General features: G+C 48.0%; 10 protein-coding genes. 9 read left to right on the top strand and 1 reads right to left on the bottom strand.

Features of this window, described 5'->3' with window-relative positions:
• A partial coding sequence (locus B092_RS0110480; RefSeq protein ID WP_018575194.1) for a transposase occupies window positions 1-193 on the bottom strand: 193 nt, incomplete at its 3' end.
• Window positions 194-532: 339 nt separating this feature from the next.
• Between B092_RS0110480 and scpB the strand changes: the two genes are divergently transcribed.
• From scpB to B092_RS0110430, 9 genes are all read left to right on the top strand, one after another.
• Complete coding sequence (scpB, locus tag B092_RS0110470) at window positions 533-1,243, top strand: SMC-Scp complex subunit ScpB (RefSeq protein ID WP_018575193.1); 711 nt, start codon at window positions 533-535, stop codon at window positions 1,241-1,243.
• Window positions 1,244-1,261: 18 nt separating this feature from the next.
• Window positions 1,262-3,061 carry a 23S rRNA pseudouridine(2605) synthase RluB gene (rluB, locus tag B092_RS0110465; RefSeq protein WP_018575192.1) on the top strand — a complete coding sequence of 600 codons (1,800 nt, stop codon included), beginning with the start codon at window positions 1,262-1,264 and terminating at the stop codon, window positions 3,059-3,061.
• A gap of 311 nt (window positions 3,062-3,372) precedes the next feature.
• The gene (rimP, locus tag B092_RS0110460; RefSeq protein WP_026253733.1) at window positions 3,373-3,888 is read left to right on the top strand and encodes a ribosome maturation factor RimP; all 516 of its coding nucleotides are present in this window, start codon (window positions 3,373-3,375) and stop codon (window positions 3,886-3,888) included.
• Window positions 3,885-5,393, top strand: coding sequence for a transcription termination factor NusA (gene nusA / locus B092_RS0110455; RefSeq protein WP_018575190.1), 1,509 nt, complete (start codon window positions 3,885-3,887; stop codon window positions 5,391-5,393). The genes rimP and nusA overlap by 4 nt, the downstream gene beginning before the upstream one ends.
• 79 nt (window positions 5,394-5,472) lie before the next feature.
• Window positions 5,473-8,280, top strand: a complete 2,808-nt coding sequence (infB, locus tag B092_RS0110450) for a translation initiation factor IF-2 (protein WP_018575189.1) — start codon at window positions 5,473-5,475, stop codon at window positions 8,278-8,280.
• 12 nt (window positions 8,281-8,292) lie between these two features.
• Entirely contained in the window at window positions 8,293-8,715 is a 423-nt protein-coding gene (gene rbfA / locus B092_RS0110445; protein WP_018575188.1) for a 30S ribosome-binding factor RbfA, read from the top strand.
• Between the two features lie 3 nt (window positions 8,716-8,718).
• Window positions 8,719-9,480 carry a tRNA pseudouridine(55) synthase TruB gene (gene truB, locus B092_RS0110440; protein ID WP_018575187.1) on the top strand — a complete coding sequence of 254 codons (762 nt, stop codon included), beginning with the start codon at window positions 8,719-8,721 and terminating at the stop codon, window positions 9,478-9,480.
• A gap of 8 nt (window positions 9,481-9,488) precedes the next feature.
• Complete coding sequence (gene typA, locus B092_RS0110435; RefSeq protein ID WP_018575186.1) at window positions 9,489-11,315, top strand: translational GTPase TypA; 1,827 nt, start codon at window positions 9,489-9,491, stop codon at window positions 11,313-11,315.
• Between the two features lie 169 nt (window positions 11,316-11,484).
• Window positions 11,485-12,069, top strand: a complete 585-nt coding sequence (locus B092_RS0110430; protein ID WP_018575185.1) for a hypothetical protein — start codon at window positions 11,485-11,487, stop codon at window positions 12,067-12,069.
• The last annotated feature ends 146 nt before the right edge of the window (window positions 12,070-12,215 follow it).

Genomic DNA, 12,215 nt, shown 5'->3' with positions numbered 1-12,215 from the left:
GGACTGCCTTAAACATGGCGAGCACGGGATAACTCGGACGACCTTGTTGAGTCGTCAATCGACGCTGCTTTTGTGAATTGAGGTAGCATTCAATCGGTCGCCAATCAATCACTTGATCTAACTTAAGTAACGGAAAACGATCAAGGTGTTTGGCAATACGGGCTTTGGCGGTTTGTTGAAAGAAACTACTCATAGGACTAAAGTAAGAATGCAAGAAAACAAGCTATATTTTAGGAAGTTTGAGGGGTTATTGCAAAGGTCTCAAGGTGCATTGGCAATTGAGTGTGCAGACGCACAAGTGGGCAGGAATTGAGTAGCGCGAAGGTGTGTCGACAGTGTAAAAGGCTATCTGGGGTGTTTAATTGTGCTTATTCGTTGTTTTTATTGTCAGAAATGTCTTTTTAAATTGCTTTAGCCGAGTGGATGTTGCTAAAATGTTTCATCAACCGAGTGCTTGGGAATTTTAAAAAGAATCAATTCAAGCGATAGCGGTACCTTTAGACTAGTTTTTTGTTCTCCTATACATTAATTAATGGATCTACCTGAGGTTGGCCGAGTTATCGAGGCGGTTTTGTTATGCGCCGACGAGCCGATGAGTATTAATCAATTGAATAAGTTGTTTGCTGAGCACGACGCAGTGGATCGTCGCTTAGTACTTCAGGCGATAGAGGATTTACAACGTCAGTGGCAGGATAGGGGGCTGGCATTAGTGAAAGTTGCCGAGGGGTGGCGTTTTCAGAGTCGCCCCTTCATGCAAGCGTATTTTGAATTAATTAATCCTGAGAAACCGCCGCGTTATTCGCGTGCTGTGATGGAAACCTTAGCAATCATTGCTTGGTGCTATCCGGTAACTCGTGGAGATATTGAAGATATCCGTGGTGTTACGGTATCTTCGCAAATTATTAAGACCTTAGAAGATAGAGGTTGGATTGAGGTGGTGGGCTATCGAGATGGCCCGGGTCGTCCTTCCTTATTGGGGATTACCGATCAGTTTTGGAGTGACATGGGGTGGCAGTCACGGGCTGATTTACCCTCGTTAGACTCTTTTCATGACGCCTTACTGGCAGGTGATGAGAGTTATGCTTCCTTACAGCAAGAGATCGCGATTGCCCTAGATGAATCTGAGGTGGCAGATTCACAGTCTAGTACTGTGGATTCTGTTGTCGCTAATCAGCATGCGAACTCTGCCGTTGCTTCTGAGATGACTGAACAAGTAGAAGAGAAATCCGCACAGGATAAATAAGTAGGTTTATATACCATAATGGATAATCAAGTAACAAAAAAAGCCAGTGATGACGCCACAGACAATCGTCGTGGACGCAAGTTAAGAACACCATTTCGTCGCCGTCGTGCCGATGGTGTGGCAGCTGAGGGGGCGGCTAATCAGCAAGTGACTGCTAAGCCATCTGTCGGTGGTGAGTCAAGAACGAACAGTCAGCGACGAGCTCGTCCACAGAGTGATAGTGGCGAGCAGGCTGCTTATAGCCATGCGGGTGGTCGTCGTCAAGGGCCTAAAAAAGCACAAAAAGCACAACGGGGCCGTGGTAAAGCGCATGCTGCTGATGTCGTTGACGTCGTGCGGTCTGATGATGCACATGCACCTAACCATCAAGCCGATCGTTCGGCTGCTAAAACAGCGAATCGTCGTCCGCGCCCTCAAGGTGGTAAAGCAAATAATCAGCAACGTAAGCCGCGACACCAGAATCAGCATCAAGCGAATCGAGGCCGACGTGGGCAATCTCATTCTGAACGTCAGGTGCCACAGTTCCTTGATGAAGAGGAGTTGGACATTGCCTTAATGCAGGAAGCAGAATTTGATTTAGCCCGTTTCAATATGGGAGTCGATGGCGATCAGCGTGTCGCTAAGTATTTAAACAATGATCAGATTCGTCCTAAGTTGCATAAAGTACTGGCTGATGCGGGCGTTGGTTCGCGTCGCGATATGGAAGAGCTGATTATTGCCGGTCGTGTCAGTGTAAATGGTGAGCCTGCGCATGTGGGGCAGCGTGTGGGACAAGAGGATGTGGTTAGGGTAAATGGTCGTATGATTAAGCGTCCACGTGCGGACCGACCGCCGCGTGTGATTCTTTATCATAAGCCGGCCGGTGAAATCGTTACGCACAGCGATCCTGAAGGTCGTCCTACGGTCTTTTCACGTTTGCCTAACATCAAAACCGGTAAGTGGTTATCAGTCGGTCGCTTGGACTTAAATACAGAGGGCTTGTTGATTTTTACGACTTCCGGTGATTTTGCCAATCGTATGATGCACCCGCGTTATGGTTTCGAGCGTGAGTATGCGGTGCGTATTTTGGGTGAGCTTGATGATGATCAGCGCACGCAAATGCTGAAAGGCATTGAGCTTGAGGACGGTCCGGCACGTTTTAATACCGTTGACTTTATCGGTGGCGAGGGAAGTAATCGCTGGTATCAAGTGACATTATTCGAGGGGCGTAACCGTGAAGTGCGCCGTATGTTTGAACACTTTGGCCTGACTGTCTCCCGTTTAATTCGTACTCGCTTTGGTGATGTGATTTTGCCGTCGCATTTAAAACGTGGTCGTTCGCAGGAGTTGGATGCGGATGTGGTGTTGGGTCTAATGGCCGAGATGGGTATGCCTCTGCCGCAAGCAGAGGAGCGATCGCATGAGGGTAGAAGGGGGGGGCGTCAAGGCCAAGGGCGACAAGGTCGTGATCATCAGCAGCCCCGCCAGCCAGTCTCAAATGCAAATGCGATGCCTCCGGGTTTTGAGGCGGGTGCGCGCAGCGCTCGCGGACGTGCAGCATCGGCTGTTAGTGCATCGGCGGGAGCTTATCAGTCTCGTCGAGGATTAACGGTTACCGGCTCAGATGCAGCGTCAGCGCGTCGTCAGTCTCGTACGGTGACGGTGCCGCAAAAAGCGGTTCGTGGTGCAGGTCGTCGTGGTGCCGGTAGAGCGCCCGAGCGTTCTCATACGCCGATATTAAATGACGATGCCTTAGATTATGCATATAAATCACGACGTAATCGTGATGTAAAAATTGAGCATAAGAAGCGTCGTCAACCATTGGGTATTGATGAATAGTGAGTGAGTTACATAAGTCCTTAGGGACTTATGTTGTTTTGTTGAATAAGCTAGCAAGTGATTGATTATTTTGTTATAATCTCATGTTAACCACGGTAAATCAGCTTTTTGGTTTAGTAGCAGGGTGGTCTATCAGATATAAGCAATGTAGATATATTCCTCTTATGGTTTATATGCTTGGTTTATAAACTGGTCTTGGCCTTTTACTTTGCTAGATCGCTTACGTAGATTGTGTAGTTGTTGTGTACGTGAGTGATGGCGGTGGCTTGTTGTTTATGATGGGCTTTAGGCCCATTTTTTGTTTCTATTGTATGAGCGATTTATATACGTTAACTGAGCAGGCGATTGATGGGCTTGCTTTAGACTTGGAGCTGGTCGATGTGGAGCGCGCACCATTGGGGTTGCTGCGTGTCACGATCGACAAAGAGGGCGGCGTGACGATTGACGACTGTGAGCAGGTGTCTCGTTTGCTGTCCCGTATTTTCGAGGTTGAAGATATCGACTACAACCGCTTGGAGGTTGGTTCTCCTGGCGTAGACCGTCCATTGCGTACGGTAGCAGATTTTAAGCGTTTTATTGGCCAGCGAGTGCAGATCCGTTTCCGTGTCGCACGCGATAGTCACAAGGTGTTTACCGGTATTCTAGAGGTTGAGCCCGAGGCAGTTCCTGAGGAGCTGGCGGCTCAAGCAGATGGCGAGTTAAATCCTATATTCAGTTTGGTTGTTGAAGACAAAAAAAATACTCAAACGTTGGTTTTTGCTTATTCAGAAGTAGAAAAAGCCAAGTTAGACCCTGTACTAGATTTTAGAAAAGGTAAGAAGAAATGAGTCGTGAAATTCTAATCCTAGTGGATTCACTAGCACGTGAAAAATCACTTGATGTCAATATTGTTTACGAGTCATTAGAGGCAGCACTAGCTTCTGCGCTACGTCGACAGTTAGATGTTGAGGGTGCTGATGTCGTGGTCGAAATTGATCGTACGACTGGTGAGTTTTCGGGTTTTCGTCGCTGGTTAGTTGTGCCTGATGAAGCAGGTTTGCAGGAGCCGGATCGACAAGAGATCTACTCAGACGCTCAGGATATTCAGCCTGGTATCGAGGTAGGTGAGTACATCATTGAGCCGATTCCTTCGGCTGATGTCGGCCGCATTGGTGCGCAAGTTGCGCGTCAAGCCATCATGCAGCGTATTCGTGATGCTGAGCGTGAGCAAATTCTTGACGAGTTTTTGCAGCATGGTGATGAGATTTTCTCCGGCACGGTCAAGCGCATGGACCGCGGTGACTTTATTTTAGAAAGTGGTCGTGTTGAGGCCCGTTTACCGCGCTCTGAGTTGTTGCCTCGCGAAAATCTGCGTAACGGTGACCGTGTGCGTGCTTATATCACCGGTGTGGATCGTGATTCTCGTAATCAGCCCGTGATGGTTTCCCGTACGGCGCCTGAATTTGTACGTGCTTTATTTGAAAATGAGGTGCCTGAGATTGAGCAGGGCCTACTAGAGATTAAGGCGGTGTCACGTGAGCCGGGCTTACGTTCTAAAATTGCTGTTGTGTCGTATGATAAGCGATTAGATCCGGTAGGAGCATGCGTTGGTATGCGCGGTTCTCGCGTCATGGAAGTGCGTAAAGAAATTGGCGATGAGATGATCGATATCGTTTTATGGGATGACGAGCCGGCACAGTTTGTGATTAGCGCCTTAGCACCGGCGGTTGTTGAGTCAATCCTGGTAGATGAGGATAAGCACTCCATGGATGTGGTGGTCGATGAAGACAACCTTGCCAAAGCCATTGGTACACGAGGACAAAATGTACGTCTAGCCTCTGAGTTAACCGGTTGGCAGATTAATATCTTGACGCCGGATCAGAGCCAAGAGCGTCAAGCAGTTGAAAATCAGCGTATTTCACAGCTCTTTATTGAGCAGCTAGATATTGATGCTGAGGTTGCCGATATCTTAATCGATGAGGGCTTTAGCAGTATCGAAGAAATTGCTTATGTGCCGATCGAGGAGTTGACTTCTATCGATGGCTTTGACGAAGAGTTGGTCAATGAGCTTCGTGCCCGTGCCCGTAATGCGCTGTTAGTACAGGCTATCGAGACTGAAGAAAAGCTCGAAGAAGCCTCAGATTTGCGTCAGTTTGACTTGTTAACTCCGTCAATGATTGCTGATTTGTTTGATAAGGGTGTTAAAACTCGTGATGATTTAGCTGATTTAGCGACTGACGAGTTAGTGGAGTATACCGGTTTGGACCAAGAAGTAGCGGCTGACTTGATTAGTCAAGCGCGCGCTCACTGGTTTGACGATGAGTCAAGCGAAAACGAGGCCGAGGCTGAGTAATGCCTCAGTTTTACCCTCGCCGCCAGACCGGACTGATTGATTAATTATAAATTTATTGTTGTTGAAGAAAGAGAGCCGAATGACTAAAAATACTGTTGCACAATTCGCCGAAGATTTAAATATGCCTGCCGATACTTTATTGGAGCAGCTGCGCTCTGCCGGAGTAGCGCTGAATTCTGTGGATGATGTTGTGACACCTGCGGCCAAGAAGAAATTGTTGGAGAAACTGCAATCCAGTCACGGTACCGGTTCAGCAGCAAAGAAAATTACGCTAACGCGTCGCAAGACCTCCGAGATTCGCCAGGCCGATGGCAGTCGCGTCCAGGTGGAGGTTCGTAAGCGTCGCAGTATCCCGACGGCAGTAGCTCAAGAGAGTCAAGAGGCTGTCAAGCAGGCCGCCGCCGAAGAAAGAGCCGCTCAGCAGCGAGCGCTTGAAGAGCAGGCTGCTGCTCAAAAAGCAGCTGAAGAAGCTAAGCAGGCAGAAGAAAAAGCCCGTCTAGAAGCTGAGGCTAAAGCCAAGGCGGAAGAAGAGCGTAAAGCGGCAGAGGCCGAAAAAGCCAAGCAATTGGAAGCTCAAAAAGCCACAGCGACAGCCTCACAATCAGCACCAAATAAAGCTCAGAAGCAAGCGCCCAAGCAAGGTCAAGATCAGACTAAAGCTCAAAAACCGGCAGCTAAGCAAGTGTCGGCAGAAGATAAAAAAGCTGCAGCTCAAGAAGCTGAACGTAAAGCAGCGGCTGCACGAGAGGCTGAAGCAGCGCGTGAAGCAGCACGCCGAAAAGCGGAAGAGGAAGCACAGGCCATTAGTGCCATGTTAAATAGACCGCGTAAGGTCATTAAGGCGCCAGAGACACCGGCAGAAACTTCGACAGAAGCTAAAAAAGGTACTAAGAAAGACGCCAAAGGAAGCACGGCTCGCCGCTCAGGCGATCGTGCGGATAGCGGCTTTACCGATGGCGCTCGCGGTCGTCGCGCTGCAGCGGCGGTTGAAGAGCCTCGCCGTGGTGGCGGTACAGCCGCTGTTGCCCAAGAAGATGGTTGGCGTGCAGCCGGTGGACGCGGTACTAAGAGTCGTGGTCGCGGTCGTCAGCGTCAACAGCAACAACAGCCTCGTCCAGAGCCGGAATTTATTTCTCGCGAGATTGCTGTGCCTGAAACCATTACCGTAGCTGATTTGGCACACAAGATGTCGGTTAAGGCCACAGAGGTAATTAAGCACTTGATGATGTTAGGTCAGATGGTGACAATTAACCAGGTGCTGGATCAAGAAACGGCCATGATCGTGGTTGAAGAATTGGGTCACAAAGCAGTCACTGCTAAGTTAGACGATCCTGAAACTTTCTTAGAAGAGGGTTTCGACTTCAGCGATGTGCCTTTTGTACCTCGTCCACCGGTCGTGACAGTGATGGGACACGTTGACCATGGTAAAACCAGCTTGCTTGACTACATTCGTCGCTCCAAGACAGCGACCGGTGAGGCAGGTGGCATTACTCAGCACATTGGTGCTTACCGAGTTCGTACTGAGCAGGGTGGTATCATGGCTTTCCTAGATACCCCGGGTCACGAGGCCTTTACGGCCATGCGTGCCCGTGGTGCTGATGCAACTGACGTGGTTATTTTAGTGGTCGCAGCGGATGACGGTGTAATGCCGCAAACTCGTGAAGCGATTAGTCACGCCAAAGCAGCCGAAGTGCCGATGGTGGTCGCGATTAACAAGATTGATAAGCCCGAAGCCAATCCGGAGCGTGTTAAGCAGGAGTTAGTCGCTGAGGGTGTGATTCCTGAGGAATACGGTGGTGACGTGTCCTTTGTGCCTGTATCAGCAAAGACCGGGCAGGGTATTGATGACTTATTAGAAAACGTTCTCTTACAAGCGGAGATTCTTGAGTTGACTGCTCAGGTTGAGACGCCGGCCAAGGGGATTGTGATTGAGGCTCAGTTAGACCGAGGCCGTGGTCCTGTGGCTACTGTCTTAGTACAGAGTGGTACCTTGCGCCGTGGCGATGTCGTGCTTGCCGGATCAAGCTATGGTCGTGTTCGCGCAATGGTCGATGAAAACAATAAACCGGTTGAAGAAGCTGGTCCTTCTTGCCCGGTAGAGATTCAAGGTTTATCTGATGTACCAAATGCCGGTGATGAGGTTCAGGTTCTTTTAGATGAGCGTAAAGCGCGTGAAATTGCGTTATTCCGTCAAGGTAAGTTCCGCGATGTTAAGTTAGCGCGTCAGCAAGCGGCTAAGCTTGAGTCTATGTTTGACAACATCCAAGAGGGTCTACAGACCTTGGCTTTGATTGTCAAAACAGACGTTCAGGGTTCACAGGAGGCGTTAGTACAATCATTAGTGAAGCTCTCCACGGATGAGGTTCGTGTCGATGTCGTCTATGCCGGTGTAGGTGGTGTCTCTGAGAGTGATGTAAACTTAGCGATTGCTTCCAACGCGGTGATTATCGGCTTTAACGTACGTGCCGACGTTCAGGCGCGCCGTGTTGCCGAAAATAACGGCATTGACATGCATTTCTATAATGTCATTTATGATGCGATTGATGATGTTAAAGCAGCGATGTCCGGTATGCTAGCCCCTGAAAAGCGTGAAGACATTATCGGCATGGTTGAGGTACGTGAAGTTTATACCATTTCTCGTATTGGTAAAGTCGCCGGTTGTATGGTGACCGATGGGGTGGTACGTCGTGATTCTTCTGTACGTCAGCTTCGTAATAACGTAGTGATTTGGACCGGTGCCTTGGATTCACTGAAGCGCTTCAAAGACGATGCTAAAGAAGTTCGTTCAGGTTTTGATTGTGGTATCACCTTACGTGGTAATAACGATATCGAAGTAGGCGACCAGTTTGAAGTCTTTGAAATCAAAGAAGTTGCCCGTACGCTTTAATTAGAGATAGTAATGAGTAGACATAAGTCTAAAACTAAGCAATCAGGCAGTCGCAATACGCGACTGGCTGAACAAATCCAAAAGGATTTAGCCATTTTGATCCAACGTGAATTGAGTGCAAGCACGGTGGGTCTGATTACCCTGTCTGCTGTTGAGTTAAGTGCTGACTATGCACATGCCAAGGTGTATTTTACTGTCATTGGGCAGGAACCTGAGGTGGCTGAGCAAGCACTTAATGATAAGGCAGGTTATTTGCATTCTTTATTATTTAAAATGCTGCATATCCATACGGTACCGACCTTGCGTTTCTTCCATGATGATCATCTGTTACGCAGCATTGAGATGAGCCGTTTAATCGATCAGGCCATGGGGATTGAATCGCCAACTGATGAAGACGATTCAGACGCATTTGACGATACTAAAATCAAGGGGTAGTCCATGTCTAGAAGACGTCGCGGTGAAGATATCACGGGGGTCTTGTTATTGGACAAACCGATAGATTTATCCAGTAATCATGCTTTACAGCGTGCCAAACGCGCTTTTAATGCGAATAAAGCCGGTCACACAGGCACCTTAGATCCTTTTGCTACCGGCTTATTAGTGTGTTGCTTTGGTAGGGCAACAAAAATCTCTACGCTAATGTTAGAAGCCGACAAAAGCTACCGAGCGACTTTAGCGTTGGGTGTTGAGACTGATTCCGGTGATTTAACCGGTGAGGCAGTACAACGCGCCAAGCTTGAGGGCTTGGATCTGAGTCGCGAACGCATTTTAACGGTGTTCGAGCAGTTTGTCGGTGAGATTTCTCAAGTGCCACCAATGCACTCTGCATTAAAGCGCGATGGTAAGCCCCTTTATGAGTACGCTCGACAGGGTATCGTGCTGGAGCGCGAAGCTCGTCAAGTGACCATTTATAGTAATGAGCTCATCAGTTTAGAGTCCGATCGTATCGTCATTGATGTCGCGTGTTCAAAGGGGACGTATATCCGAACACTCGCTCAAGATATTGGTCGTGCATTGGGGTGTTATGCCCACTTAACAGCGTTGCGTCGTTTGACTGTCGGTGACTTTTCACTGACCGACGCTGTGACTCTGGAACACATACAAAAAGTAGCGGAAGAAAGTCCCGAGACTTTACAAGAACATTTAATTCCGTTAGAGCAAGTACCCGCCCGATGGGTGCCCGAGAAACTTTTAAAATAGGAAAATTTATGAGCCGAGCGCTTCGTAATATTGCAATTATTGCTCACGTTGACCACGGTAAAACAACGATGGTTGACCAGTTGTTACGCCAATCAGGCACCTTTGAAGAACATGAGGCGCTGAGCGACCGTGTCATGGACTCAGGTGACATTGAAAAAGAACGTGGTATTACGATCTTGTCTAAAAACTGTGCGGTCGAGTACGAAGGTACGCACATTAATATTATTGATACACCGGGACACGCTGACTTTGGTGGTGAAGTAGAGCGCGTGCTGTCCATGGTTGATGGTGTGTTGCTATTGGTTGATGCAGTTGAGGGACCGATGCCACAAACTCGTTTTGTGACGCAAAAGGCGCTTGACTTAGGTCTAAAACCGATTGTTGTGATTAATAAAATTGACCGTCCGGGAGCTCGTCCTGATCATGTGATTGATGTCACCTTTGACCTGTTTGACAAATTAGGTGCAACCGATGAGCAGTTGGACTTCCCAATCGTTTACGCATCGGGCTTATCCGGCTATGCCGGCTTAGACGCTGATGTACGTGAGGGTACCTTGGCTCCTTTATTTGAAACGATTTTAGAGCATGTGCCGGTTCGTGATGAAAAGGCTGATGAGCCATTGCAGTTGCAAATTACCTCATTAGACTATAACAGCTATGTCGGTATTATCGGTATTGGCCGTGTGAATCGGGGTACCATCAAGCCGGGTCAGCGTGTGGTTGTTAAGTTCGGTCCGGACAGTAAGCCGATCAGTGCCGGTGTGAATCAAGTGCTTAAGTTTAAAGGGCTGGACCGCGTTCAGGTTGATCATGCAGAAGCTGGTGATATTGTGCTGATTAACGGTATTGATGAAATTGGTATCGGTTGTACCATCTGTGATACCGAGGTTCAAGAAGCCTTGCCAATGCTTAAAATTGATGAGCCGACACTGACAATGAACTTCATGGTTAACTCGTCGCCCTTAGCCGGTCGCGAGGGTAAGTTTGTTACCAGTCGTCAGATTCGTGAGCGTTTATATCGTGAGACAAAGTCAAATGTGGCGCTACGAGTTAATGATACCGATGATGAAACGGTATTTGAGGTTGCCGGACGTGGTGAGTTACACCTAACTATTCTATTAGAGAATATGCGACGTGAGGGCTATGAGATGGCCGTTTCTCGTCCACGTGTGGTTTACCGTGAAATTGACGGTGTACGCTGTGAGCCTATGGAGTTGGTTACGATTGATCTTGATGATAATGATCAAGGGACCATCATGGAGGAAATGGGCCGTCGTCGCGGTGAGCTTTTAAATATGGAGTCTGATGGTCGCGGTCGTACGCGTTTAGAGTACCGTATTCCGGCGCGTGGACTCATCGGTTTCTCAACGGACTTTATGTCTTTGACTCATGGTACCGGTTTATTAAGCCATATTTTTGACGCCTATGCACCGGTGAAAGAGGGCAGTATTGGTGGCCGTCGTAATGGTGTTTTAATTAGTCAGAACCAAGGTGAAGCTGTTGCTTTTGCTTTATGGAACTTGCAAGATCGTGGTCGTATGTTTGTGTCACCGGGTGATGCCTTGTATGAGGGCATGATTGTCGGTATCCACAGTCGCGATAACGATTTGGTAGTTAACCCGATTCGTACTAAGCAATTGACTAATGTTCGCGCCTCCGGCTCAGATGAAGCCATCCGCTTAGTTCCACCGATTCAATTGACACTTGAGTACGCAGTTAACTTTATTGACGATGATGAATTAGTTGAGGTGACACCGAAGACAATTCGTTTACGTAAACGCCATCTCTTAGAACATGAGCGTAAGCGTGCTTCTCGCGAAAATCAAAACGATTAATATGCTTGGCGTTGTCGCTTAGTGTAGTTTAAACGTCGGACATGGCATATTGCTGTGTCCGATTTTTTTGTATGTACATCAGCTTACAAAAAGTAGGATTTCTAAGATATCCGAGCATGGGTGGCTACGGTATGATTTGCACTACGTACCAACTAATGGAGAGTCACTTATGCTGTTCAAACAACTATCTCGTGCGCTGTTAGTCGCCTCTTTAAGTCTACCCGTCATCGTGCAAGCCGACACAAAAAGTGTGGAATCACAAAAGTCCTTTGGTCAGGGTGTAAAAGAAAATCCGATAATGGGATTTATTACGTCAAAGCATGGCGACTTATGGATGCAGGAAGTCCATAGTCAACCTGAAGACGGCTCATTGAGCATATCCTACAATAATGATCAACAGACTCATACTACGTCGGTCTCAGCCAAAAAGATTCCGACTGGTATGGAGCCGGCGCTTGCAAGAACGGAATTGACAAAAGCAATTGCCGTCGCCCTTGACAATGGTAATGAAGAGCCTGTGCAGGAGCGACGTTTTACTACTGACGCAGGTCATGAGGTAAATTGTGCCGGTGTTATTAGGGAAGATAAACGGGCATCCAGTGAGTTGTGTATGGTGGTTTTTGAGAATTATTATATACAGGCTAATATGGTTTGGCCATTGGGTGATGACGTTGCTGAAGACAAGGCTTTTTCTCGCGCTGATGCGTTTGTTGGTGTGGTGATGGACCGCTTTGGAGAGTATCCCGAGATATAATTCGGGGAGCCTGTAGATATTTTTGTGTAAATGCCATTTTCTTTACTACTACAGGTGAGCGGTAACTCGTTCACCAAACTCTATACTAAACCGATTTAAAGCCGAGCGCCAATTCCGTATTGGCATAGTCCATCGTTGACTAGCAT

The organism is Oligella ureolytica DSM 18253, assembly GCF_000373745.1.
Classification (GTDB): Bacteria; Pseudomonadota; Gammaproteobacteria; order Burkholderiales; family Burkholderiaceae_B; genus Oligella; species Oligella ureolytica.
This window is presented reverse-complemented; position numbering and strand designations above follow the sequence as displayed.